General features: G+C 68.6%; 19 protein-coding genes. 10 read left to right on the forward strand and 9 right to left on the reverse strand.

Translation table 11 applies throughout. The annotated features are described in order from the left end of the window. Nucleotides 1–298: 298 nt before the first annotated feature. The 3 genes from ACFYQQ_RS35385 to thyX form a co-directional block, all read right to left on the reverse strand. The gene (locus ACFYQQ_RS35385; RefSeq protein ID WP_356170841.1) at nucleotides 299–1,984 is read right to left on the reverse strand and encodes a ribonuclease J; all 1,686 of its coding nucleotides are present in this window, start codon (nucleotides 1,982–1,984) and stop codon (nucleotides 299–301) included. A gap of 133 nt (nucleotides 1,985–2,117) precedes the next feature. Then, nucleotides 2,118–3,017 (reverse strand): 4-hydroxy-tetrahydrodipicolinate synthase, encoded by a 900-nt coding sequence (gene dapA / locus ACFYQQ_RS35390; protein WP_355786014.1) that lies wholly within the window; start codon nucleotides 3,015–3,017, stop codon nucleotides 2,118–2,120. A 210-nt stretch (nucleotides 3,018–3,227) separates the two neighbouring features. Next, nucleotides 3,228–3,968, reverse strand: coding sequence for an FAD-dependent thymidylate synthase (gene thyX, locus ACFYQQ_RS35395; protein WP_355786017.1), 741 nt, complete (start codon nucleotides 3,966–3,968; stop codon nucleotides 3,228–3,230). 177 nt (nucleotides 3,969–4,145) lie between these two features. On the opposite strand from thyX, the gene ACFYQQ_RS35400 reads away from it, so the two are divergent. Further along, on the forward strand, nucleotides 4,146–4,385 hold the full coding sequence (locus tag ACFYQQ_RS35400; protein ID WP_355786019.1) for a hypothetical protein: 240 nt from the start codon (nucleotides 4,146–4,148) through the stop codon (nucleotides 4,383–4,385). Between the two features lie 123 nt (nucleotides 4,386–4,508). Beyond that, nucleotides 4,509–5,066, forward strand: a complete 558-nt coding sequence (locus tag ACFYQQ_RS35405; protein ID WP_356170846.1) for a hypothetical protein — start codon at nucleotides 4,509–4,511, stop codon at nucleotides 5,064–5,066. A gap of 104 nt (nucleotides 5,067–5,170) precedes the next feature. On the opposite strand, the gene ACFYQQ_RS35410 is transcribed toward ACFYQQ_RS35405, so the two are convergent. From ACFYQQ_RS35410 to rpsO, 5 genes are all read right to left on the reverse strand, one after another. Next, nucleotides 5,171–5,623 carry a tetratricopeptide repeat protein gene (locus ACFYQQ_RS35410; protein WP_355789699.1) on the reverse strand — a complete coding sequence of 151 codons (453 nt, stop codon included), beginning with the start codon at nucleotides 5,621–5,623 and terminating at the stop codon, nucleotides 5,171–5,173. 42 nt (nucleotides 5,624–5,665) lie between these two features. After that, the gene (dapB, locus tag ACFYQQ_RS35415) at nucleotides 5,666–6,418 is read right to left on the reverse strand and encodes a 4-hydroxy-tetrahydrodipicolinate reductase (RefSeq protein WP_355789701.1); all 753 of its coding nucleotides are present in this window, start codon (nucleotides 6,416–6,418) and stop codon (nucleotides 5,666–5,668) included. A 27-nt stretch (nucleotides 6,419–6,445) separates the two neighbouring features. Further along, nucleotides 6,446–7,825, reverse strand: a complete 1,380-nt coding sequence (locus ACFYQQ_RS35420; protein WP_356170855.1) for a pitrilysin family protein — start codon at nucleotides 7,823–7,825, stop codon at nucleotides 6,446–6,448. Continuing rightward, complete coding sequence (locus ACFYQQ_RS35425; protein ID WP_355783445.1) at nucleotides 7,822–10,038, reverse strand: polyribonucleotide nucleotidyltransferase; 2,217 nt, start codon at nucleotides 10,036–10,038, stop codon at nucleotides 7,822–7,824. The genes ACFYQQ_RS35420 and ACFYQQ_RS35425 overlap by 4 nt, the downstream gene beginning before the upstream one ends. Nucleotides 10,039–10,373: 335 nt before the next feature. Then, on the reverse strand, nucleotides 10,374–10,661 hold the full coding sequence (rpsO, locus tag ACFYQQ_RS35430; protein ID WP_020128575.1) for a 30S ribosomal protein S15: 288 nt from the start codon (nucleotides 10,659–10,661) through the stop codon (nucleotides 10,374–10,376). A gap of 266 nt (nucleotides 10,662–10,927) precedes the next feature. Between rpsO and ACFYQQ_RS35435 the strand changes: the two genes are divergently transcribed. After that, nucleotides 10,928–11,230: a DUF397 domain-containing protein gene (locus tag ACFYQQ_RS35435; protein WP_355783448.1), complete on the forward strand. Its 303-nt coding sequence runs from the start codon at nucleotides 10,928–10,930 to the stop codon at nucleotides 11,228–11,230. A gap of 214 nt (nucleotides 11,231–11,444) precedes the next feature. Here ACFYQQ_RS35435 and eccD read toward each other — a convergent pair whose 3' ends face one another. Beyond that, nucleotides 11,445–12,953: a type VII secretion integral membrane protein EccD gene (gene eccD, locus ACFYQQ_RS35440; RefSeq protein WP_388906813.1), complete on the reverse strand. Its 1,509-nt coding sequence runs from the start codon at nucleotides 12,951–12,953 to the stop codon at nucleotides 11,445–11,447. Between the two features lie 330 nt (nucleotides 12,954–13,283). On the opposite strand from eccD, the gene eccCa reads away from it, so the two are divergent. From eccCa to ACFYQQ_RS35475, 7 genes are all read left to right on the forward strand, one after another. Further along, nucleotides 13,284–17,252, forward strand: coding sequence for a type VII secretion protein EccCa (gene eccCa, locus ACFYQQ_RS35445; protein WP_355783454.1), 3,969 nt, complete (start codon nucleotides 13,284–13,286; stop codon nucleotides 17,250–17,252). A gap of 58 nt (nucleotides 17,253–17,310) precedes the next feature. Beyond that, nucleotides 17,311–19,593, forward strand: coding sequence for a DUF6571 family protein (locus ACFYQQ_RS35450; RefSeq protein WP_356243214.1), 2,283 nt, complete (start codon nucleotides 17,311–17,313; stop codon nucleotides 19,591–19,593). Nucleotides 19,594–19,596: 3 nt separating this feature from the next. After that, nucleotides 19,597–20,298, forward strand: coding sequence for a hypothetical protein (locus ACFYQQ_RS35455; RefSeq protein WP_355792070.1), 702 nt, complete (start codon nucleotides 19,597–19,599; stop codon nucleotides 20,296–20,298). A gap of 314 nt (nucleotides 20,299–20,612) precedes the next feature. Continuing rightward, a complete protein-coding gene (locus ACFYQQ_RS35460; protein WP_355792067.1) occupies nucleotides 20,613–21,137 on the forward strand; it encodes a hypothetical protein in 525 nt (174 codons plus the stop codon). Continuing rightward, nucleotides 21,137–23,422 (forward strand): hypothetical protein, encoded by a 2,286-nt coding sequence (locus tag ACFYQQ_RS35465; RefSeq protein WP_356243216.1) that lies wholly within the window; start codon nucleotides 21,137–21,139, stop codon nucleotides 23,420–23,422. The genes ACFYQQ_RS35460 and ACFYQQ_RS35465 overlap by 1 nt, the downstream gene beginning before the upstream one ends. Nucleotides 23,423–23,522: 100 nt before the next feature. Beyond that, complete coding sequence (locus ACFYQQ_RS35470) at nucleotides 23,523–24,035, forward strand: hypothetical protein (protein ID WP_355779900.1); 513 nt, start codon at nucleotides 23,523–23,525, stop codon at nucleotides 24,033–24,035. 57 nt (nucleotides 24,036–24,092) lie between these two features. Next, nucleotides 24,093–24,737, forward strand: coding sequence for a hypothetical protein (locus ACFYQQ_RS35475; protein ID WP_355779903.1), 645 nt, complete (start codon nucleotides 24,093–24,095; stop codon nucleotides 24,735–24,737). Nucleotides 24,738–24,818 lie beyond the last annotated feature (81 nt).

Below are 24,818 nucleotides of genomic sequence, written 5' to 3' on the forward strand. Positions count from 1 at the left end.
CTTTGTACTCACCCTCTCGGGCTTTCCTCCGGGCGCTTCCCTTCGGTCTTGCGTTTCCGACTCTATCAGACCGTTTCCGGTTCTGATTTCCTCGGTGCTTTCCAGGTTTCCGCTTTCGCGTTTCCCTTTCCGGCGACTCCGACTTTATCAGAGACTCTGAGTCGGAATTTCCACCCGGTCGAGGTGGTCCAACGCATAGTCACGTCGGGTTCCCCTCGGGCGGAGCCGTAAACGTACTGGAGCGGGCGGCCCCGATGCAAATCGGGGCCGCCCGCTCCAGGTTGGGGCGTGGCCGGGGTCAGACCTCGACGACGACCGGGAGGATCATCGGGCGCCGGCGGTAGTTGTCCGAGACCCACTTGCCCAGCGTGCGGCGGATGAGCTGCTGCAGCTGGTGGGGCTCGACGACCCCGTCCTGGGCCGAGCGCTCCAGGACTTCCGTGATCTTGGGGACGACGTCCGAGAAGGCGCTGTCGTCGATACCGGAGCCGCGGGCCTGGATGTGCGGGCCCGCGGTGATCTTGCCGGTACTGGAGTCGACCACCATGAAGACCGAGATGATGCCCTCGTCGCCGAGGATGCGGCGGTCCTTCAGCGCGGGCTCGCCCACGTCTCCGACCGAGAGGCCGTCGACGTACACGTATCCCGCCTGGACCTTGCCGGAGATCTTGGCCTTGCCGCCGATGAGGTCGACGACGACGCCGTCCTCCGCGATGACGATGCGGTCGTGCGGGACGCCGGTGAGGGCGCCGAGCTCGGCGTTGGCGCGCAGGTGGCGCCATTCGCCGTGGACCGGCATCAGGTTCCGCGGCTTGCAGATGTTGTAGAAGTACAGCAGCTCGCCCGCGGAGGCGTGGCCCGAGACGTGCACCTTGGCGTTGCCCTTGTGGACGACGTTGGCGCCCCAGCGGGTCAGGCCGTTGATGACGCGGTAGACCGCGTTCTCGTTGCCCGGGATGAGCGACGACGCCAGGATCACCGTGTCGCCCTGGACGATGCGGATCTGGTGGTCGCGGTTGGCCATGCGGGACAGCGCGGCCATCGGTTCGCCCTGCGAGCCGGTGCAGACGAGCACGACCTCGTGCTCCGGCAGGTCGTCCAGGGTCTTCACGTCGACGACCAGGCCCGGCGGGACCTTCAGATAGCCGAGATCCCGGGCGATGCCCATGTTGCGGACCATCGAGCGGCCGACGAAGGCGACCCGGCGTCCGTACTCGTGGGCCGCGTCCAGGATCTGCTGGATGCGGTGCACGTGGCTGGCGAAGCTCGCCACGATGATCCGCTTGCGGGCGCCGGCGAAGACCGTGCGCAGCACGTTCGAGATGTCGCGCTCGGGCGGGACGAAGCCCGGGACCTCGGCGTTCGTGGAGTCCGAGAGGAGGAGGTCGATGCCCTCCTCGCTCAGACGCGCGAAGGCGTGCAGGTCGGTGAGGCGGCCGTCCAGCGGGAGCTGGTCCATCTTGAAGTCGCCGGTGTGCACGACCATGCCCGCGGGGGTGCGGATGGCCACCGCGAGGGCGTCCGGGATGGAGTGGTTGACCGCGACGAACTCGCAGTCGAACGGGCCGATGCGCTCGCGGTGCCCCTCCGCCACCTCGAGGGTGTACGGGCGGATGCGGTGCTCCTGGAGCTTCGCCTCGATGAGCGCGAGGGTGAGCTTGGAGCCGATCAGCGGGATGTCCGGCTTCTCGCGGAGCAGGAAGGGCACGCCACCGATGTGGTCCTCGTGGCCGTGCGTGAGGACGATGCCCTCGATGTCGTCGAGGCGGTCCCTGATGGACGTGAAGTCCGGCAGGATCAGATCGATTCCGGGCTGCTCCTCCTCGGGGAAGAGCACTCCGCAGTCGACGATCAGCAGGCGGCCGCCGTACTCGAAGACGGTCATGTTCCGGCCGATTTCGCCGAGACCGCCGAGCGGGGTGACCCGGAGGCCGCCCTGGGGAAGCTTCGGCGGCGGCGCGAGTTCAGGATGCGGATGACTCAAAAGACTCTCCTCACCACGCGCGCCACGTACCTGGCAAGGCACGTGGCGCGCGTGACGTTCGTGCAGTAGCAGTTGTCTGTGTGGGTGCAGGCGGACGCCTGCGGGTCGTGCGTATTCAGTTGTGAAGTCTTTGTCAGAGCTGTACCCCGCCGGCGGCAAGATCGATCTTGAGCTGGTTGGTCTCCTCGGGGGACAGCTCGACCATCGGGGCGCGCAGCGGTCCGGACGGCAGGCCCTGGAGGGCCAGCGCGGCCTTGGTCGTCATGACGCCCTGGGTGCGGAACATGCCGGTGAAGACGGGGAGCAGCTTCTGGTGGATCTCGGTCGCCTTGTGGACGTCGCCCTGGAGGTAGGCGTCCAGCAGCTCGCGCAGTTCCGGGCTGACGACGTGGCCGACGACGGAGACGAAGCCGACGGCGCCTACGGAGAGCAGCGGGAGGTTGAGCATGTCGTCGCCGGAGTACCAGGCGAGGCCGGAGCGGGCGATGGCCCAGCTGGCGCGGCCGAGGTCGCCCTTGGCGTCCTTGTTGGCGACGATCCGCGGGTGCTCGGCGAGGCGGACGATCGTCTCGGTGTTGATCGGGACGCCGCTGCGGCCGGGGATGTCGTAGAGCATCACGGGCAGCTCGGTCGCGTCGGCGATCGCCGTGAAGTTCCGGTACAGGCCCTCCTGAGGGGGCTTGTTGTAGTACGGCGTGACGGTGAGCAGGCCGTGCGCGCCGGCCTTCTCGGCGTCGCGGGCGAGCTCGATGCTGTGGCGCGTGTCGTTGGTGCCGACGCCCGCGACCACGTGCGCCCGGTCGCCGATCGCCTCGACCACAGCCCGTACGAGCTGGGCTTTCTCCGCGTTGCTCGTGGTCGGTGACTCGCCGGTGGTGCCGTTGATGACCAGGCCGTCGTTGCCTGCGTCCACCAGGTGGGCGGCGAGCCGCTGCGCGCCGTCGAGGTCGAGTGCGCCGTCCGCCGTGAAGGGCGTGACCATGGCGGTGAGGACCCTCCCGAAGGGGGTCTGCGGAGTGGAGGTCGGAGCCATGGGTGACACGCTACTCGCTGCTCAACGCGGGGTCTGCCCTCGGGGCAGGCGACAAGTGGGGACAAATGCGGAGCCCGGCACTGCCTGCTCGGGGGTTCAAGCAGTGCCGGGTCCGTTTGATCAGGCTAGATGAACTTCTAGAAATGCCGCAATACGGACACTTCGACCGGCTGATGCGTACATCTGTGCCGGATGGCGCGCGGAAGCGCGTTACGGCGCGACGCGGCCGTTCGCGTTGAAGGCGGCGTACGTGAGCGGCATGAGCTTGGCCCACTCCGCCTCCATCTTCTCGCCGACCATCTCGATCTCGCGCTGCGGGAAGGACGGGACCTTGGCGAGCTCGTGCTGGGTGCGCAGGCCGAGGAAGTGCATCAGCGAGCGCGCGTTGCACGTGGCGTACATCGACGAGTAGAGGCCCACCGGGAGCACGGCGCGGGCCACCTCGCGGGCCACGCCGGCCGCGAGCATCTTCCGGTAGGTCCGGTAGGACTCGGCGTACGACTCGTCCATGGAGTCCGCCACCAGCTCCCGCTGCTCGGGCGTGCCCTCCACAAAGACGTACTTCCCAGGGCGGCCCTCCTGGACCAGCCTGCGGGACTCGTCCGGGACGTAGAAGACCGGCTGGAGCTCCCGGTAGCGGCCTGATTCCTCGTTGTACGACCAGCCCACGCGGTGACGCATGAACTCGCGGAAGACGAAGATCGGGGCGCTGACGAAGAACGTCATCGAGTTGTGTTCGAAGGGGCTGCCGTGCCGGTCCCGCATGAGGTAGTTGATCAGTCCCTTCGAGCGCTCCGGGTCCTTGTTCAGCTCGTCCAGGGACTGCTCTCCGACCGTCGAGACGCGGGCGGCGAACAGCACGTCGGAGTCGGCGGCACTGTGCTTCACCAGCTCGACGGTGACGTCGCTGCGGAGTTCGATCTTGGGATCGTCGGCGGGGGTGTCGGTCACGATTCGAGGGGTCCTTCCATCACAGCTCTCAACGCCGCCACTCTACGGCGCGGCGGCACGGGGAACACCTGTCCCCCTCCGCGGGGAAATCGGCGGAATCGGGCACCTCTCGGCCCGTTCGTACGTCTGTATCGGTGACAGAGATACCTTCGAGTCACCAGAGGAGAAGAACCGCCCATGTTCCGTCGGCGCGAGCCCGTTCCCTTCGCCTTCATCGCCGAGGCCGACAGGTTCCGCAGCAATGTCGCTCCCCCGCCGCGCCGGCGCCCCTCCGCCGGCGAGCTGGCCGGCCGCTGGCTCATAGGCCTGACCGTGGTCGCGGGTCTCGTGGGCTCACTGCTCATCGGGATGCCCTCCCTCTCGCTCGACCGGTCGGTCCCGGCCACGCAGCACTCCCAGGCCTCCGACGGGCGCTGACCCGCGCCCGCCCGCCCGGACGGCCCACAGGCACCCCCATGGCCCCCCAAGGGTGGTGAGCGGGGATCCGGCTCGATAACCTCACCGGGCATACCCCATGCGTGGATTGAGTGAGGATCAGTCGTGCCCCTGCCCTTCCTGACGGCGGACCGCGCTTTTGACGAGGCAGCGGACGATCTCGCACTGCCGTTCGACGACCGCGACCAGTGGCGGCGTCCGTACCGGCCCGGTCCCTGGCGGGTGGGCGCGGCCGCGCTCGTCCTGCTGCTGGCCTCCTACGTGCTCTTCGCCGCCGTGATCATCGCGCTCACCGGGACGACGGCCGGCGCCGCCGTCTGCCTGGCCGGCGCTCTCGTCGTCATACTGTGCGCGCTGCGGCTCCTGCGGATGGGCGTGTGGGTCAGCGCGAACGGACTGCGCCGGGTGAGCTTCCTGCGTACGAGCACGACTCCCTGGGAGCAGGTCGGCGCGGTGCGCACGGTCCAGCAGCCGGTGCGCTGGCTCGGGCTGCCGCGCACGGTGCAGGGGCAGGCGCTGGTCCTCGTACGCAAGGGCCGCTCGCCGGAGGACCTGGTGCCGCTGCTCACCACGCACGGTGCCGACTTCCTGGCGCGCATGGAGGCCTTCGACCGGGCGGCGGACGCCGTGGAGGTGTGGGCCGACGAGTACCGCAGGGCCTGAGCGGCCCGTCAAGGCCCGGAAAAGGGGCCGGTCCGCCTGGTGCGGGCCGGCCCCTTCGCCGTACTCCTGGTGCCCTGCCCTCCGGTGTGCGCCGGTGCCATCCGTCAGACCTGGACGGAGCGGCCCTCGTGCAGGGCGATCGCGCGCTGCATCGCCTTCCGGGCGCGCGGGGTGTCGCGGGCGTCGTGATAGGCGACCGCCAGCCGGAACCAGCTGCGCCAGTCGTCCGGGGAGTCCTCGGTCTCGGCCTTGCGCCGGGCGAAGACCTCATCGGCCGAGTCGCGGTCGATGCGGCCGCCCGGCGTGCGCTTCAGCTCGTCGACGGGCAGGCCGCCCTCGGCGTCGAGCTCGGCGGCGAGCCGGTTGGCCTTGCGCACGAACTGGGTGTTCTTCCAGAGGAACCAGACGCCGATGACCGGCAGGATCAGCACGGAGACGCCGAAGGTGACGGTGAGGAGCGTGCCGGTCCGGACGAGCAGGACTCCGCGCCAGCCGACCAGCCCGAAGTAGGCGACCAGGACGGCCGCCGTGATGGCGTATGTGATCTTCGCGCGCATGTCTCTGCTATCTGCTGTCTGCTGTCGGTCCCCGCCCCCGGCTCAGCCGAGGTCCAGGAAGTGTTCCAGGCCGAAGGTGAGGCCCGGGGTGGTCACGACGCGGCGCACCCCGAGCAGGATGCCCGGCATGAAGCTGCTGTGGTGCAGCGAGTCGTGCCGGATGGTCAGGGTCTCGCCCTCGCCGCCCAGCAGGACCTCCTGGTGGGCGAGCAGGCCGCGCAGGCGGACCGCGTGCACCGGGACCCCGTCGACGTTCGCGCCGCGGGCGCCGTCCAGGGTGGTCGTCGTGGCGTCCGGCTGGGCGGCGCTGCCGGCGCGCTCCCGGGCGGCGGCGATGAGCTGGGCCGTGCGCGTGGCGGTGCCGCTGGGGGCGTCCACCTTGTTCGGGTGGTGCAGCTCGACGACCTCGACCGACTCGAAGTACGGCGCGGCCACCTCGGCGAACTTCATGGTCAGCACGGCGCCGATGGAGAAGTTGGGCGCGATGAGCACGCCCGTCTCCGGGGAGCCGGACAGCCAGGCGTCGAGCCGCGCGAGCCGCTCGTCGTTCCAGCCGGTCGTGCCGACCACGGCGTGGATGCCGTTGCGGACGCAGAAGTCGAGGTTGTCCATCACCGAGTCCGGTGTGGTCAGTTCGACCGCGACCTCGGCGCGGGACGCGGTCAGCGCCTCCAGTGAGTCGCCCCGGCCCAGCGCGGCCACCAGTTCCAGGTCCTCGGCGGCCTCGACGGCTCGTACCGCCTCGGCCCCGATCCGGCCCTTCGCACCGAGGACCGCCACGCGCAGCTTGCTCATTGCTTGGTTCCTTAACTGAGACGGGGGTTAAGCGACCGCATCGTGCAGCCGGGACGCCTGCTTGTCCCGGAGCGGGCCGATCACCGACAACGAGGGCCGCCGGCCCAGGATCTCGTGGGCGACCGAGCGGACCTCGTCCGGGGTGACCGCCGCTATCCGGGCCAGCATGTCGTCGACGGACATCTGGTCGCCCCAGCACAGCTCGCTCTTGCCGATACGGTTCATCAGCGCGCCGGTGTCCTCCAGGCCGAGGACCGTCGAACCCTGGAGCTGCCCGACGGCACGGCCGATCTCGTCGTCCGAGAGACCGTGCTCGGCCACGTGGTCGAGCTCGTCCCGGCAGATCTTGAGCACGTCGTGCACCTGGGACGGGCGGCAGCCCGCGTACACGCCGAACAGACCGCAGTCGGCGAAGCCCGAGGTGTACGAGTACACGCTGTACGCCAGACCGCGCTTCTCGCGGACCTCCTGGAACAGGCGGGAGGACATCCCGCCGCCCAGGGCGGTGTTCAGGACGCCGAGCGCCCAGCGCCGGTCGTCGGTGCGCGCCAGGCCCGGCATGCCGAGGACGACGTGCGCCTGCTCGGTCTTGCGGCCGAGCAGCTCGACGCGGCCCGCGGTGCGGATGGTGCGCCGGCCGTCGCGGGGGGCGACCGGAGCCGCCTCGGGACCCTTGAGGGCGCCCGCCTTCTCGAAGGCCGCGCGGACCTGCCGTACGACCTTGTTGTGGTCGACGTTGCCCGCGCACGCCACGACGAGGTGCGTCGGGTCGTAGTGCTTGCGGTAGAAGCGGCGGATGCGGTCGGCCGACAGGGCGTTGACCGTGTCGACCGTGCCGAGGACCGGGCGGCCGAGGGGGGTGTCGCCGAGCATCGTGTGCGCGAACAGGTCGTGCACGCAGTCGCCCGGGTCGTCCTCGGTCATGGCGATCTCTTCGAGGATCACGCCGCGCTCGGCGTCCACGTCGGCCTGCTCGATCAGCGAGCCGGTGAGCATGTCGCACACGACGTCGATGGCGAGCGGCAGGTCGGTGTCGAGCACGCGTGCGTAGTAGCACGTGTACTCCTTCGCCGTGAACGCGTTCATCTCGCCGCCGACCGCGTCGATGGCGGAGGAGATGTCCAGGGCGGAGCGGCGCCGCGTGCCCTTGAAGAGGAGGTGCTCCAGGTAATGCGTGGCGCCGTTCAGTGCCGGCGTCTCGTCACGGGAGCCGACGTGCGCCCAGATGCCGAAGGTGGCGGAGCGGACGGAGGGCAGGGTCTCGGTGACGATGCGCAGGCCACCGGGGAGGGTGGTCTTACGGACCGTGCCGATGCCGTTGCGGCCCTCGATGAGGGTTTGGGTACGGGCGACGGCCCGCGCCTCCGAGGAGGTGCGGGCCGTCGCCGTGGAGCTGCTCGACGTCACTTGTCGGTGTCGTCCTTCTGGTCGTCGCCCTCTTCGCCCTCGATCACGGGGATGAGGGAGAGCTTTCCGCGGGAGTCGATCTCGGCGATCTCGACCTGGACCTTCTGGCCCACGCCGACGACGTCCTCGACGTTCTCCACGCGCTTGCCGCCGGCGAGCTTGCGGATCTGCGAGATGTGCAGCAGACCGTCCTTGCCCGGGAGCAGCGACACGAACGCACCGAAGGTGGTCGTCTTCACGACCGTGCCCAGGTAGCGCTCGCCGACCTCCGGCATGGTCGGGTTGGCGATGCCGTTGATCGTGGCACGGGCGGCCTCGGCCTGCGAGCCCTGGGCGGCACCGATGTAGATGGTGCCGTCGTCCTCGATCGTGATGTCGGCGCCGGTGTCCTCCTGGATCTGGTTGATCATCTTGCCCTTGGGGCCGATGACCTCACCGATCTTGTCCACGGGGATCTTGACCGTGATGATCCGCGGGGCGTTCGGGGACATCTCGTCCGGCGTGTCGATCGCTTCCATCATCACGTCGAGGATGTGGAGGCGGGCGTCGCGGGCCTGCTTGAGGGCCGCGGCCAGGACGGAGGCGGGGATGCCGTCCAGCTTCGTGTCGAGCTGGAGGGCGGTCACGAACTCCTTGGTACCGGCGACCTTGAAGTCCATGTCGCCGAAGGCGTCCTCCGCACCGAGGATGTCGGTGAGGGCGACGTAGTGCGTCTCGCCGTTGATCTCCTGGGAGATCAGGCCCATGGCGATACCGGCGACGGGGGCCTTCAGCGGCACACCGGCGTTCAGCAGCGACATGGTCGAGGCGCAGACCGAGCCCATCGACGTCGAGCCGTTGGAGCCGAGGGCCTCGGACACCTGACGGATCGCGTAGGGGAACTCCTCGCGCGTCGGCAGCACCGGCACGATGGCGCGCTCGGCGAGGGCGCCGTGGCCGATCTCGCGGCGCTTCGGCGAACCGACGCGGCCGGTCTCACCGACGGAGTACGGCGGGAAGTTGTAGTTGTGCATGTAGCGCTTGCGGGTCACCGGGGAGAGGGTGTCCAGCTGCTGCTCCATGCGGAGCATGTTCAGGGTGGTGACGCCCAGGATCTGGGTCTCGCCACGCTCGAACAGTGCGGAACCGTGCACGCGCGGGATGGCCTCGACCTCGGCGGCCAGGGTGCGGATGTCGGTGACACCGCGGCCGTCGATGCGCTTCTTCTCCTTGATGACGCGCTCACGGACCAGGGACTTGGTCAGCGAGCGGTACGCGGCGGAGATCTCCTTCTCGCGGCCCTCGAACTGCGGGAGCAGCTTCTCGGCGGCCAGACCCTTGACGCGGTCCAGCTCGGCCTCGCGCTCCTGCTTGCCCGCGATGGTGAGGGCCTGCGAGAGCTCGTCCTTGACGGCGGCGGTGAGCGCCTCCAGGACGTCGTCCTGGTAGTCGAGGAAGACGGGGAACTCGCCGGTCGGCTTCGCGGCCTTGGCGGCGAGGTCGGCCTGGGCCTTGCAGAGCACCCGGATGAAGGGCTTCGCGGCGTCCAGACCGGCGGCGACGACCTCCTCGGTCGGCGCCTCGGCGCCGCCCGCGACCAGCTGGATGGTCTTCTCGGTGGCCTCGGCCTCGACCATCATGATCGCGACGTCGCCGTCCTCGAGGGTGCGACCGGCGACGACCATGTCGAAGACGGCGTCCTCGAGCTCGGTGTGCGTCGGGAACGCGACCCACTGGCCGTTGATCAGCGCGACGCGGACGCCGCCGATCGGGCCGGAGAAGGGCAGGCCGGCCAGCTGCGTGGACGCGGACGCGGCGTTGATCGCGACGACGTCGTACAGGTGGTCGGGGTTGAGCGCCATGATCGTCGCGACGACCTGGATCTCGTTGCGCAGGCCCTTCTTGAAGGACGGGCGCAGCGGGCGGTCGATGAGACGGCAGGTGAGGATGGCGTCCTCGGAGGGACGGCCCTCACGGCGGAAGAAGCTGCCGGGGATCTTGCCGGCGGCGTACATCCGCTCCTCGACGTCCACCGTGAGGGGGAAGAAGTCGAGCTGGTCCTTGGGGTTCTTGGAGGCGGTGGTGGCCGACAGCACCATGGTGTCGTCGTCCAGGTACGCCACGGCGGAGCCGGCGGCCTGCTTGGCCAGGCGGCCCGTCTCGAAACGGATGGTGCGGGTGCCGAAGGAACCGTTGTCGATAACGGCCTCGGCGTAGTGGGTCTCGTTCTCCACTAGCGTTTTCTCCGATACTTTTCGTCTTTCGTCCTTCCTGCCCGTGTGACAGGGGGACGGTGGCGGAGAAGCGCTCCTTCTGGTGCGGGCCGGTCTTCGATCGAAGCACCCGGGCTTGCTTCCCCCGGGGGCCACTACCGAGGACCGGCGGCGGCGAGGCGCGCTTCTCCTCGTTCAGTGTGTGATCTCGCTCTACCCGGTGCGGGTAGGCGCAGTCACGCTGTGTCGTACGTGGTGTGTCGTGCTACCACATTACAAAGGGGCGGCGACACTCCGCACGTACAGCAAAGGGAGCGGTCCCATCCTGAGGTGGGAACCGCTCCCTTCACGGCGTCTTACTTGGCGCCCGCCGCACCGCGGCGGATGCCCAGGCGGTCGACCAGCGCACGGAAGCGCTGGATGTCCTTCTTGGCCAGGTACTGCAGCAGGCGGCGACGCTGGCCGACCAGGATCAGCAGACCACGGCGGGAGTGGTGATCGTGCTTGTGCGTCTTCAGGTGCTCGGTCAGGTCCGAGATCCGGCGGGACAGCATGGCGACCTGGACCTCGGGGGAGCCGGTGTCGCCCTCCTTCTGACCGAACTCGGTGATGAGCTGCTTCTTCGTAGCGGCGTCGAGCGGCACGCGTACTCCTCGTAGTCTTCTGATGGCCACCGAGTGCCCCTGGTCCACATCTCAGGGGAGCTTCCGTGACTCGGTAGGCGGGGATCCGCTGGGCGCGACCTCCAGAACGCGGGGCTCCGGGGGTGCGTACACAAACGGCCGTCACACAGCGTACCAGCCTGGGAGGACCCGCTCGCCCGGGTCCCGGAAGCACCCCTACCGGGGAGGGCCCGGCCACTAGGGTGAGCGCTCGGATCGTCGGTACACCGGGAAGGGGTCGCTTCGCCATGGCCGAGGCACAGGACAAGGATGTCAGGGCCCGCAAGGAGCGCGAGAAGGACGAGCTCTACGCCCTCGACATCTCGGGCGTCGAGTGGCACAGCGCGCCGGGTACGGAGGAGCACGAGGAGCGGGTCGAGATCGCGTATCTGCCGGCCGGCGCCGTGGCCATGCGGTCCTCGCTGGACCCGGACACGGTCCTTCGCTACACGGAGGCGGAGTGGACCGCCTTCGTGCTCGGAGCGCGGGACGGGGAGTTCGATCTCGAGTCGGCGCCGGGCGGTGGGGTGGACGCGGATTCCGCGTCGTGACCACGCTCCCGGCGGGCGGTGCCGCGCCGGGGGCTTGAACGACGGCGGTGCGGCCCGCGTCCAGGGCTTGGACGGCGGAGGTGCGGCCCGCGTCCAGGGTTTCCGCCCCGCCGCGCAGCCGTGAAGCCTGCCGTGGACTTCTCGACCGTCCGCCGGCCCCCTCCGTGCCGTGATCCGACCGGCCGGAGGGGTGTGCGAGGCGGCGGGCCCGCCCTCAGCTGGTCATGGCTCGGGCTGCCGCGTACACGTCGAAGACCGCCAGAGCGAGCGGGACCAACGTCAGCAGGACGAAGCCCTCGGCAATCTCCAGGAAGCGGCCCCAGAACGGGGTGACCCCGCCGCGCGGCAGGATCAGGCCGAGCGCGGTGACCAGCGCTGCGGCCGCCGCGATCACCGCGACGAGCCAGACCGTGCGCAGGTCCAGCGCCGAGCGGTCGCCCGCCAGGGCGTCGCGCATCAGGGCGTGCGGCGGGTTCAGCGCCAGGCCGAGGCCGAGCAGGACGAGGGCGGCGAGACCGGCGGCCAGGATGGGCGCCACCTGCGCGGTGTAGCGGAAGAGGTGGGCGCGCATCAGCAGGGCGACACCGGTCGCGCAGGCGAGCAGCTGGCCCCAGAGGTCGTCGGAGAAGCCGAGCACCGCGCAGGCCGCGACGGCGACCAGCGCGCAGCCGCCGACCAGGCCGACGAGGAGTTCGTGGCCGCGCCGGGCCTGGGCCTGGATGCGCTCGGCGTCCACCGGCTCGGGCTGCACGGGGTCGGCGCCGTACGCGCCGCGCCGGTCGCTGTCCGGCGGGTCGAAGCCGATGGGCAGGCGGGCGAAGCGCATGGACAGGCCGGGCAGGAAGGCCAGGGCGCCCACGGCCACGGGGGCGCACAGCGCGGCGGTCTCGGTGGGCGTCCAGTGCGCGAGGAGCGAGACGAACACGGCGAGCACGCCGATGGCGGAGGCGCACACGAAGGCCACGAACGGGCCGTCGCCCCGCGGGGAGCACAGGGTGAGGACCACCGAGGCCACCAGGACCGCCGCGCAGCCCAGCAGGAACTGGAGCTTGCCCACGCCCTGGCCCTCGGCGAGGGCCAGCAGTCCGGAGCCGGCCACCGCGGTGTTCGGCAGGGCACCGAGTCCGAGCGCGATCGCCGAGGCCCGGTCGTCGTAGACCCGGGCGCGCACGGCGGCGACGACGACCAGGAGCACGCCGGTGACGGCCGCGAGGATGCCCGGCAGGCTGTGCATGTCGTGCAGCGGGTCGGCGGTCCACGCGACGAAGGCGAGCAGGGCGGGCAGGACACCGCCGCCGACGAGGCCCGCGGCGCGGGTCAGGTCGCCGTTCCACAGGGTGCGCTCCCGGGTGACCGCGGAGGCGACCGCCTCGGACACGTCGTCGAAGACGGCGGGCGGCAGCGACTCGGAGAAGGGGCGCAGCGTGAGGAGTTCGCCGTCGAGAATGCGCTGGGCGGCGAAGGAGCGGGAGCTGTCGAGGACCGTGCCGTCGCGGCGTACGAGGTGGTAGCCGACCGGGGCGCCCTCGGCGGGGCTCTGGCGGGAGAGCCGCAGGATCTCCGGGTAGATGTCGGCGACGGGGATGTCGTCGGGCAGCGCCACGTCGATCCGGCTGTCCGGCGCGACGATGGTGACCCGGCAGAAACCGAGTCCGGTGCCCGCCCCGGAAGGGGCCCCGGTTCCGGGGCCGCCGGCTCCGGTGGTCGTCGCGGAGGCCGTCATGCTCACCTGCTGCTCCCCCTCAGTGATGGTTGTGGAACTGCGCCGTGAAGGTCCTGCGCCTGTTGCTCCGGTTTCCTGGTGCACCGCGCCGATCGCTCGGCGCGACGCGGAACCGGCGCCCGTCAGGCCGAGCGGCGGGCTCCGCGCACCTTCACATGGCGCGAAATGCCCTGATTCCCCGGCCTCGTTCGCGTGTGCTCACGCGAACATCCGGCACCCTACCGCCCACCGGTCCGCTGTGAAGTCAGTAGGATCACGCGGCGGCCTCCGCCCGCCTGACACGGGGCGGCGGGCGGAAGACCCTGGGGCCGGCAAGGGAATTGGTGAGCAGTGAGCCAAATCGTCGTGAAGCGCCCGCCGCGGGCGCTGCCGTCCGAGGTGCCCACGGACGAGGTTGTCCTGCAGCCTCCGCCCGAGTTGCCGCGCGGTCATCATGAGAGCGTCCTGATGCAGCTGCTGCCGACCCTCGGCATGGGCGGCTCGGTGGTCTTCTTCTTCACGAACGGGCAGCCGTTCATGAAGATCATGGGCATGGTGATGATCGCCTCGACGGTGGCCATGTCCATCGCGATGGTGGTCCGCTCCCGGCGCGGTTCCCAGGGCCAGCTCGCCGATCTGCGGCGCGACTACCTGAGTTATCTGTCGCAGACCCGGCGCGCGGCCCTCGGCACCGCGAAGGCGCAGCGCGACGCGCAGTACTACCTGCACCCCTCCCCCGAGCAGCTGTGGGCGCTGGTCGCCGAGGGCAGCCGGCTGTGGGAACGCCGCCCGGGTGACGAGGACTTCGCGCAGGTGCGCATCGGGCTCGGCCCGCAGTCGCTCGCCACCCCGCTGCTCACCCCCGAGACCGGTCCCGTCGACCAGCTGGAGCCGCTGACCGCGGGCGCCATGCGGCGGTTCGTGGCCACCCACAGCACGCTGGACGACCTGCCGATGGCCGTGTCGCTGCGCGCCTTCTACCACGTGACCGTCAGCGGTGAGCCGCAGTCCGTACGGGCCTCCGCGCGCGCCCTGACCGGTTCGCTGGCCTCGCTGCACTCCCCCGAGGACCTGGTCATCGTGGTCGCGGCCGGGCGCGAGTCCCTGCCGCACTGGGAGTGGGCCAAGTGGCTGCCGCACGTCCAGGTGCCCGGCGCGGTGGACGGCGCGGGCACCCGCCGGCTGATCGGCAGCGACTCCCGTGAGCTGGAGGACCTGCTGGCCGGCCGTCTCACCGGCCGCCCGCGCTTCCACCCGAACGCCGCCCCGCTGGCCGACGAACCGCACATCGTCGTCGTACTCGACGGCCTGTCGCTGCTTCCCGGTTCCGTCCTCGCCTCCCCCGAAGGCCTGCAGGGGGTGACGGTCATCGAGGTCGTGCCCGGGGAGCTCACGGGCGCGCCGGGCGACCTCTCCATCGTGGTCCAGCCGAACGAACTGCACCTGGAGTCCGGGCACGGGGTCGTCTACGAGGGGATCCCGGACGCCCTCTCCTACGAGTCCGCCGAGGCGCTCGCCCGGCAACTGGCGCCGCTGCGCATGGCGTCGGGCGGCGACGACGACGAACCGCTGCTCGCCAACCTGGAGTTCACCGATCTGCTGAGCCTCGGGGACGCCGCGTCGGTGGACACCAAGCGCACCTGGCGGCCGCGTTCGCTGGCCGAGCGGCTGCGGGTGCCGATCGGTGTCGGCGAGGACGGCCGGCCCGTGATGCTGGACCTCAAGGAGGCGGCCCAGGAAGGCATGGGCCCGCACGGCCTGTGCGTGGGCGCCACCGGTTCCGGCAAGTCGGAGCTGCTGCGCACCCTGGTGCTCGGCCTCGCGGTCACGCACTCCTCGGAGACCCTCAACTTCGTCCTCGCGGACTTCAAGGGCGGCGCCACCTTCGCGGGCATGGCGCAGATGCCGCACGTGGCGGCCGTCATCACCAACCTCGCGGACGACCTGACCCTGGTCGACCGCATGGGCGACTCCATCCGCGGCGAGCTCAACCGCCGCCAGGAGATGCTGCGCGACGCGGGCAACTACGCGAACATCCACGACTACGAGAAGGCGCGCGCGGCCGGCGCCCCGCTCCAGCCGATCCCGTCGCTCGTCCTGGTGATCGACGAGTTCAGTGAACTGCTCAGCGCCAAGCCGGACTTCATCGAGATGTTCGTGCAGATCGGCCGCATCGGCCGTTCGCTCGGCGTGCACCTGCTGCTGGCGTCGCAGCGCCTGGAGGAGGGCCGGCTGCGCGGACTGGAGACGTACCTGTCGTACCGCGTCGGTCTGCGGACGTTCTCCGCCGCCGAGTCGCGTGCGGCGCTGGGCGTGCCGGACGCCTACGAACTGCCGAACGTGCCCGGTTCGGGTTTCCTGAAGTACGGCACGGACGAGATGGTGCGCTTCAAGGCGGCGTACGTCTCCGGGGTGTACCGCTCGGGTTCCGCGCAGGCCGCCGCGCTGGGCGGCCCGCTGCCGGTGGACCGGCGTCCCGTGGTGTTCACGGCGGCCGAGGTGCCCGTGCGGTACGTGACCGTGCCCCAGCAGCGGCCGGAGGCGTCCTCCGACACGGACGACGCGCTCGCCGACACCGTCCTGGACGTGATCGTGCGCCGGCTGGAGGCACAGGGGCCGGCGGCGCACCAGGTGTGGCTGCCGCCGCTGGACAGCCCGCCGTCGCTGGACGGGCTGCTGCCGGGTCTGACGGCGGTCCAGGGCCGGGGGCTGACCCAGCCCGGGTACGAGGGGGCGGGACGCCTCGTGGTCCCCGTCGGCCTCGTCGACAAGCCGTACGAGCAGCGCCGCGACCCGCTGTGGGTCGACTTCTCGGGCGCGGCCGGCCACATGCAGATCGTCGGCGGTCCGCAGTCCGGCAAGTCGACACTGCTGCGGACGCTGATCGCCGCGTTCGCCCTGACCCACACACCGTACGAAGTGCAGTTCTACGGGCTCGACTTCGGCGGTGGCGGCCTGTCGGCGATCGCCGGGCTGCCGCACGTCGGCGGTGTCGCGTCCCGGCTCGACCCCGAGCGGGTGCGCCGCACGGTCGCCGAGGTGTACGGCGTCATGACCCGGCGCGAGGAGTACTTCCGCTCGTCCGGCATCTCGTCCATCGCGGAGTTCCGCACCAAGCGGGCCCGCGGGGAGATCTCCGTGACCGAGCAGCCGTGGGGCGACGTCTTCCTCGTCATCGACGGCTGGGGCAACTTCCGCGCGGACTACGAGGGTCTGGAGCAGGTCGTCCTCGACATGGCGGCGCGGGGCCTCGGCTACGGCATCCACGTGGTGCTGAGCGCGTCGCGGTCGATGGAGGTGCGGTCCAACCTCAAGGACCACCTGATGAACCGTCTGGAGCTGCGGCTCGGCGACACGATGGACTCCGAGCTGGACCGCAAGGTGGCGGCGAACGTCCCCACCGGCGTGCCGGGGCGTGGCCAGTCGCCGCAGAAGCTGCACTTCATGGCCGCCGTCCCGCGGATCGACGGGCTCACCTCGGACACGGACCTCGCCGACGCCACGGCGGCGCTGACGACGGAGGTCGCCCGGCACTGGCAGGCGCCGGGTGCGCCCGAAGTCCGGCTGCTGCCGCGGGAGTTCCCGGCCGGGCAGCTGCCGCCCGGTGACCGGTTCCCGCGGCGCGGGGTGGCCTTCGCGCTCGACGAGGACAACCTCGAACCCGTCTTCGTCGACTTCGAGCAGGACCCGTTCTTCCTCGTCTTCGGCGAGAGCGAGACCGGCAAGTCGAATCTGCTGCGGCTGCTCATCAAGCAGCTGACCGAGCGCTACTCGGGCGACGAGTGCAAGCTGTTCGTCGTCGACAACCGGCGCTCCCTGCTGGACGTCACGCCGTCCACGCACCTGGCGGAGTACATCCCGATGTCCAACGCCATGGACCACCACATGACGGCGCTCGCGGACCTCATGCAGCGCCGGACGCCCACGGCCGACGTGACCGCGCAGCAGCTGCGGGACCGGAGCTGGTGGCAGGGGCCGACGGTGTACGTGATCGTGGACGACTACGACCTGGTCTCCACGTCGAGCGGGAACCCGCTGGGCGGACTGACGGAACTCCTGCCGTTCGCCCGGGACGTCGGCGTGCGCTTCATCATCGCGCGGTCGACCGCGGGTGCGGGGCGCGCGGCGTACGAGCCGTTCATGCAGCGCATGAAGGAACTGGGCGCGCAGGGTGTGGTGATGGCCGGTGACCCGGGCGAGGGCGACATCCTCGGCGGGGTCAGGCCCCGGCCGATGCCGGTGGGCCGGGGCGTCTTCGTCTCCAGGAAGCGCGGAAAGCCGCTGGTGCAGACGGGACTTGTGCCGGAGGTGTCGTACTGACGAGGCGGGGTGGCCGGAACCAACGGCCGTCAAGAAGTAAGGACAAGAAGGGCGACTCATGGACCTCGACGCGCTCCGCTTCGCCGACTTCAAGCTGCTCGAAGAAGCGGTCACCGACTGGACCACCATGATCGGCGACCTCGACGAACTCAAGGAGTCCGCCGACAAGGGACTCAGAGGCGCCGCCAACAAGGCCGCCTGGACCGGCCAGAACGCCACCGTCTCCAAGGAGTTCGTCGGCAAGACCGCCGGTGAGTTCGCGGACGCCCACACCCAGGCGACGTCCATCAGGAACATCCTCCGAGACACTCTCACCGAACTCGAGGGCTACAGGACCAAGCTCAACGACGCCATCGCGCGCGGCGAGAAGAAGAACCTCACCGTGACCACCAACGCCGGCGGCGGCTTCACGGTGGCCACGCATGTCCACCCTGATCGTGTGGCGCAACCCAGTCATGACGCCGACGAGGTCACGGCTTTGCGCGACGAGGTTCAGAAGATCCTCGACGACGCGACGGCGAGCGACGACTCGGCCGCCAAGGTGCTCCAGGCACTGGTCGACCAGAGCAGGCTCGGCTTCTCCGACGCCAGCTACGCGAACCGGGACGCCGCCGCCGACGCCGTCAAGGAAGCCGACGAACTCGCCGCACTGGCGAAGAAGAAGCCGGAGGACCTCAGCGTCGAGGACTTCGACAGGCTCAACTCCGGCCTGAAGAAATACGCCAACGACGATCTCTTCGCGGAAGAATTCGCTACCAAGCTCGGCGCCAAAGGCACGCTCGAGTTCTGGACGAACGTCAGTTCACCCGCAACCAATCCAAAACTCTACCGCGCGCGACGCGAACAGCTCGACGATCTGCAGCAGCACCTCGGCCTCACCCTCGCTAGCGCGACCCAGAGCGACACCGCTGCCATGACGGAGTGGAAGAGCAGAGTGGTGGAGCTCGGTGACAAGCCGCTCTCCAAAACTGGCGGATTCCCCCTTGGCGTCCAGGTCATGAGCAACCTCATGCGGTGGGGGAATTTCGACGACCAGTTCCTGAACGACTACGGCCACAAACTTGTCGAGACGGACAAGAAGTTCACCGGCGATGGAAAACATGGCGCATGGCGGCGTACTGGCGCCGACTGGTATCTCAACCGCACAGACAGCGACGGCGGTTCGGATCCCATGACCGGATTCCTGGAGGCCCTCGGGCACAATCCTGATGCCTCAACAGAGTTCTTCTCCGCACCTGAAGGAACGAAGGGGAGAGTCACTAGCGAACCGGAAGTCAATGAAAATCTTAGCTACCTTATCGACCGCCACTGGTTGAACGACCCTGCGTCGGAGGGCGGCAACGGCAAGATCATGGCTGGACGAGACGCCCTGGGGCACGCCCTCGAAGCCGCAACCACCGGCTACGCCTACGACGCATCTGCGACAGCTGGCGATAATTCTGTGGTTCCCGGCAGCGGAGACCGCCGCACCCCGGCGGCAGCGGGCGTTATGGAACAGGTGGCCTACCTCTTCGGCGACCAGGACGGCGCAAAATTGCTGCATGAGCAACCGGAGTTGGCTGACAGCCTCGGCAAAATGGGCTCCGCCTACATCGACGATATCAATTACAGCCTGTCGGGTATCGGCGATCACGGGCGAGACACCGGCGATTTCCCCGCCATGTACCGCGATCGAGCTGACTTCGGCAATCAGGGGGCCATCAATTTCCTCAGCGTGCTCGGACAGGACGAGACCTCGCATGGCATCGTCACGGCGGGCCAGCATCTTTATACCCTGAGCCTTCTCGACTCCAATCCGCCAACTAACCAGGCGGGCTATGAGCACGGCAAGGACGCCCTGTTCATGGAGGCGGAGGCGCGAGGGATCCTGGATCACGCACGGGTCCAGCAAGCCGAGACCGATTTCAAGGCGGGCTCGGAGGATGCGAACAAATCGCTCGGCAGGTCAGCTGAGTGGGGAAAGTACTTTGCGGGCGCTGCAGTTGGAACCGGAATCGCTTTCCTTCCTTTGCCCGGCGCTCAGTATGCCGGCGTCGCACTCGCCCCCATTGCAGCAGACCTCACGGGGGAGGCTCTGAACACATTCATTGGGCAAGAGACCGATAGAGCCGTCGACAAAGCGGAGCAAGACCATATCGAGCAATCCCAATTGACGAGTCAGCAATTTTACAATAAGGGAGCAGACACGCTGGGGAAAAGTTACGATGCATACTTCGAAGACTATGCAAAGTACGGCGGCAAAGCAGATGCCGACGATGTCGCCCGACAGTTGCGGACCACTTACGTTTCGACAGGCTCCGACGAAGATGACCTGCGCGGTCTCCCTCCCTACAAGGACTGATCGATGAGGCGACACGACAGCATCAGCGTAGGCGCCGTGCGCGCCTACCGTGGTCGAATCCGGTGGGGTGCGCTGAGTGCGACATTCCTGCTGGCGCTCTCCGGATGTTCGGGCGAGGACGACAAGAGTATGCCCGGCCGTCCGCCCGGTCGGATCTGCGACGGTACGCTGAATAAATCAGCGGCGGACTCTCTGCGCAGACTCGCCGGAACCGGAAGGTTTACTGAACTCACAGGAACGAACGAGGTCGGCGAGCCGAACAGGTTCTCCTTGGAGAAGGCCGCTTCCCATCTTCACAAGGAGACGCCCGAACGCAGCAGATGTACGGTCTACAGGGCGGATGACGACAGCGGAATTCCCCTGATCCAGATCGATTTCAAGGCAGCAGACCGCTACCCCGACCGAGAGAAGACCGATCAGAACCAGGCACGCAAGACGGTTTTTTATGACATCGGAGCCTACGCAAGCACAAAGGGTAATGATTCGACTTCTTTGTATTTTCGCTGCCAGTCCAGCGACGGCAAAGAGAACACCGAGTACGTCAACGCAGGAATGTTCAGCACAGGAAGCAAACTGAAGGGAAGTTTCAAAAGCAGCGACAGGATGAACATCCTCAACTCCGTAGCACGTCACGTAGCCACGCAATTGAAGTGCAGCGATGAGGCAGGACTGCCCGTCGAAGTGACCGAGAAGGAAGGTGAATGAGCTTTTGCAGGCATCCGCATAGTCCTGCGTGCGGCACACAGGCAGCGTGGAGTTCGTCTCTTGGCCGCACTGACGTCTTCTCCGATGCACCCGCTTGAACTTGGCGATAAAGCAAACAGTATGCCGAATGGTTTCATTGCCCCACCGTTGGTCGCATCCGAGAGTTGCAAAGACGTGTGCCAGGGGCGGTGGAGAAGATGGTGAGGTCCGTGAAGGCTCTTGATTTGGCCTCATGGATCTGACCAGTTGGTGAGTGACGGAGTGGGTCTCGTCCTTGGGGGCGGGTTCGACGGGGACACGGGAGGGGTTCGCGCATGGCGTGGGACGAGTGGGAGCAGTTGAAGTCGCAGGCTGCCGAGCGGCGGTCGGACGACCACATGCAGCTCAATCAGCTGGAGCCGGGCGGAGGCGGCGGCCGGGTCGTGGACCCCGCCCAGTACGGGGACCTCACCGTGAACCAGGGTGACCTGGCGAAGATCGGCGAGCACGCGTTCACGCTCTACAACGACCTGTGGAACAAGGGCCGCAGGGCCGTGCCGAGCAGTGACAAGGCGGCCGGTGACCTCACCCGGCAGGGCTTCGCCCTCGGCGGCGGACTTCAGCACGTCTCCTCCCGCTGGGACGAGCAGTTGTCCTCCCTGCGCGACGCGTGCGCCCACATCTCCAACCACATGAGCGTCACCAAGAAGCTCCACACCGGCGACGACCACTACATCCGGCGGCAGATGAGCAGCATCGACGTCCTGGACGCGGGCTTCGACGAACGCGTGGGCGCTCCGGGCGAGAAGAACCCCGCGTACGCCGAGAAGGACGACAAGAAGGACAAGAAGGGCGACTGATGGACCTCGACGCGCTCCGCTTCGCCGACTTCAAGCTGCTCGAAGAGGCGGTCACTGACTGGACCACCATGATCGGCGATCTCGACGAACTCAAGGAGTCCGCCGACAAGGGACTCAGAGGCGCCGCCAACAAGGCCGCCTGGACCGGCCAGAACGCCACCGTCTCCAAGGAGTTCGTCGGCAAGACCGCCGGTGAGTTCGCGGACGCCCACACCCAGGCGACGTCCATCAGGAACATCCTCCGGGACACTCTCACCGAACTCGAGGGCTACAAGACCAAGCTCAACGAGGCCATTTCACGCGGCGAGAAGAAGAACCTCACCGTGATCACCACCGCGGGCGGCGGCTTCACCGTCACGATGAACATCCACCCCGACCGCGCGGCGAAGGGGACGACGGTCCCCGAACACGTCGCGCAGGACGTCACCGCCCTGCGCGACGAGGTCCAGAAGATCCTCGACGACGCGACGGCGAGCGACGACTCGGCCGGCAAGGTGCTCCAGGCACTGGTCGACCAGAGCAGGCTCGGCTTCTCCGACGCGAGTTACGCGAACCGGGACGCGGCGGCGGACGCGGTCAAGGAGGCCGACGAACTGGCCGCACTGGCGCGGAAGAAGACGGAGGACCTCACCGTCGAGGACTTCGACCGCCTGAACGCCGGGTTGAAGAAGTACGCCAACGACGACCTGTTCGCGGAGGAGTTCGCCCGCAACCTCGGGCCGAGGGGCACGCTCGACTTCTGGACCGGGCTCAACGACCCGCACAGCGCCTACGCGGTGGGCAGCAAGCGGGTGGACCAGTACGACGATCTCCAGAAGAACCTGAGCCTCACGCTGGCCAACGCCACCCAGAGCGACACGGCCGGCATGACGGAGTGGAAGAGCGGGATGGTCGACCTGGTCGACAAGCCCGTCGGCCGCAACGGCGGCTTCCCCCTCGGCGCCCAGGTCATGTCCAACCTGATGCGGTGGGGCGACTACGACGACAGGTTCCTGGTCGACTACGGCGACAAGCTGATCGACGCGGAGAAGAAGTTCACGGGCAACGGCCGGCACGGCGCCTGGCAGCGCATGGGCATGGACCCGCTCGTCAACCGCACCGGCACGGACTCCGGCTGGGACCCGATGACCGGCTATCTCAAGGCGCTGTCGAACAGCCCCGACGCCGCAACGGAGTTCTTCAACGGCGACTTCGTCACCAAGGACGAGGACCACGACTTCACCGAGAAGAAGGACGGCAAGGACGTCAAGCGCTCGCTGTCCAACTTCGACTACCTTTTCGAAGAGCGCGACTGGCCCATGGACCAGGACGACAAGGGCGAGGACAGCATCGCGGGCCGCAACAATCTGGCGCTCGCCCTGGAGGCGGCGACGACGGGGCATCCGGCGGGTGAGCTGCCTACTTCGGACACTCCGCCGCACAACGCGGAGCAGGCGAAGCTGATGGAGAGCCTCGTCGCGTCCGTCTCGGACAACAACGAGCGGGTCACCGACCACGGATACATGAGTGACAGCCTCGGACAGATCGCGTCGGAGTACCTTCCGGACATCAACCGGGCCATGACCGACGACGGTGACGGGGACACCGACCGCCTCTTCCCGGTCGCGGGTACCGAAGCCGAGCTCGACCACCGGGACGTGACGCGTTTCCTCTTCACCGTCGGCCAGAACCCCGAGGGGTACGCCGCGGTCGAGGTGGGCCAGAAGGACTACATGTCCAGGCTGATGGAGTATCACCTGAATCCCGACCTCCCGGCGGGCGAACGCTACGCCCAAGACCCGCAGTTCGTGGTCGAGCAGATCGCGAAGGGATCGGGTGAGGTGTCGGGAACGCTGGCACAGGGCCGGGCGGAGGCCGTCGCCGGTGAGGCTGAGGAGAAGGACAAGGCCTACGAACACTCCATCGCCCAGCGGAAGAACTTCATCTCGGGTGCGGTCGGTACCGTCACCGGAGTCGGCGCGTCCTTCATCACCAGTCCCGTCGGAGGTGCGGCGGCCGGCGGCGCCGCTGGAACGGCCACGAGCATGGTCCTCGAAGAGATCTTCAAGGACGCCGAGGGCAAGGCCAAGGACGACGCCGGGCCGGTGATGGGCGAGTACTGGGAAACCGGCCTGGACAGCAACAGCAAGTACACGGAGATGGCTGCCGAGGAAGCGGCCAAGGGCCACAGGCGAACCGATCTGCCCGACGTCGGAGAATGGGCTCGGGACGGTGCGCAGCGCGGCTTCAAGGAGTCCGGCACGAACGTCAGCGCCATGGCATCCGACCTCAAGACGGACATCTGACGTGACCGCCCCCGCCTCACCCCCAGGTCTTGCGTCGCGCTCCTTCCGCACAGAGAGGCATACGGCTTTGCGGCATCTGCGTCTTCGACATGTTCCGGGATTGCGGACGGTCGCCCTGACCGCCGCCGTCGTGTTGGGAACGGCCCTCTCGGGCTGCTCGCAGGAGGAGAAGCGCGAGTACGCGCTCCCGGAGTCTCTCTGCGGAGCCCCTGTCCAGCCCGAACTGCTGGATTCGTTGCTGCCGCCCGGGAAGAAGGTGTCCGCCCGGACGCAGACACCCAACGGAGGGACCAGGCGGTGCAGCGTCACCGTGGACGACAAGGTCGCCCTGGTGGCCGGACAGATCTGGTGGGACAAGGACGAAGGTGTGTCCGATGTGGCGGCCGCTCACGCGAAGGTGAGCCCCGGCACGGTCACCGGGTCCGGGAAGTACCTGTACTCCGGCACCGGCGCCGTGGGCAGGACCGAGGGGTGTGAGACGTCGGAGCACCCCGGTCAGGCGCTCTTCGCCACACTGCAGCTCTACGCGTCCGGCCGGAGCGACAAAGCCGCGATGAAGAGCCTGATCGCGGACTACACGACGTCGGTCGAGAAGTCGGGCGCCTGCGCCTGAAGCGAAGACTCGACGGGCTCCCCACTCCTCTTCTCACACTCAGGAAAGCTTCGGATCATGCTGGGACTGTCCCACCGCCGCCACCGGATCGTCGCCGCCTTCGCCCTCCTCCCACTCCTCGCCGCTTGTGGTACGGACACGGACGAGGGGACTCCGCTCGACGCCAGGACGACGCGCGACGTACTGCCGGACGAGAAGGCCGTCCCCGGCTGGGACATCACGGCGGAGCCCACCGCGGAATCCCTGAAGAAGGCCAGGTCTCAGGGTCTCGTACGGTGCTACACCCGTGCCTCGTGCGAAGACGTGCGCTTCGCGGGCGTCTCGCTGTTCCAGGGCACTCACAAGCCCCGGTTCACCTTCATGATCATGTCCTATGAGGACGCGGACACGGCCGAATCCGCGTACGGCCGGGTATGGAAGGCGTGGAAGGCGCGCGTCCCGAAGTCGCGGGTCGTGAATGTCGGCGACATCGGCGACCAGCGCGACGCCGTGGTCGGGCCGGGCTCTTCCTTCGACGAGCGGACGAAAAGCACGCTCGTTCAAGTACGTGTGGGCAGCGCGCTCATGTTGACCACCGGGGAGTCCGCGGCCGGGGTCGACATGAGCGACGACCTGGTGGCCGAGTTCGCCTCCACGTTCGCCGAGCGCGCACGCCAGGTCCAGGACGGCGAGGTGGCTTCCGCCGCCGTGGACGCCGGCTGACGGCGATTGACGCCGCGGAACGGCTCCTGGCGCGCCGCCCCGCGCGCGTGGGAACGCGCCTGGAACACCGGCAGGGCGCAC

This window comes from Streptomyces sp. NPDC005496, from assembly GCF_042872045.1.
Taxonomy (GTDB): domain Bacteria; phylum Actinomycetota; class Actinomycetes; order Streptomycetales; family Streptomycetaceae; genus Streptomyces.

Coding starts and splice junctions, on each gene's coding strand:
- ACFYQQ_RS35475 (WP_355779903.1), top strand. CDS start 24,093: ATGCTGGGACTGTCCCACCGCCGCCACCGGATCGTCGCCGCCTTCGCC.
- ACFYQQ_RS35460 (WP_355792067.1), top strand. CDS start 20,613: ATGGCGTGGGACGAGTGGGAGCAGTTGAAGTCGCAGGCTGCCGAGCGG.
- ACFYQQ_RS35410 (WP_355789699.1), bottom strand. CDS start 5,623: ATGCGCGCGAAGATCACATACGCCATCACGGCGGCCGTCCTGGTCGCC.
- dapA (WP_355786014.1), bottom strand. CDS start 3,017: ATGGCTCCGACCTCCACTCCGCAGACCCCCTTCGGGAGGGTCCTCACC.
- ACFYQQ_RS35455 (WP_355792070.1), top strand. CDS start 19,597: ATGAGGCGACACGACAGCATCAGCGTAGGCGCCGTGCGCGCCTACCGT.
- ACFYQQ_RS35450 (WP_356243214.1), top strand. CDS start 17,311: ATGGACCTCGACGCGCTCCGCTTCGCCGACTTCAAGCTGCTCGAAGAA.
- dapB (WP_355789701.1), bottom strand. CDS start 6,418: ATGAGCAAGCTGCGCGTGGCGGTCCTCGGTGCGAAGGGCCGGATCGGG.
- eccD (WP_388906813.1), bottom strand. CDS start 12,953: ATGACGGCCTCCGCGACGACCACCGGAGCCGGCGGCCCCGGAACCGGG.
- ACFYQQ_RS35465 (WP_356243216.1), top strand. CDS start 21,137: ATGGACCTCGACGCGCTCCGCTTCGCCGACTTCAAGCTGCTCGAAGAG.
- ACFYQQ_RS35435 (WP_355783448.1), top strand. CDS start 10,928: ATGGCCGAGGCACAGGACAAGGATGTCAGGGCCCGCAAGGAGCGCGAG.
- ACFYQQ_RS35400 (WP_355786019.1), top strand. CDS start 4,146: ATGTTCCGTCGGCGCGAGCCCGTTCCCTTCGCCTTCATCGCCGAGGCC.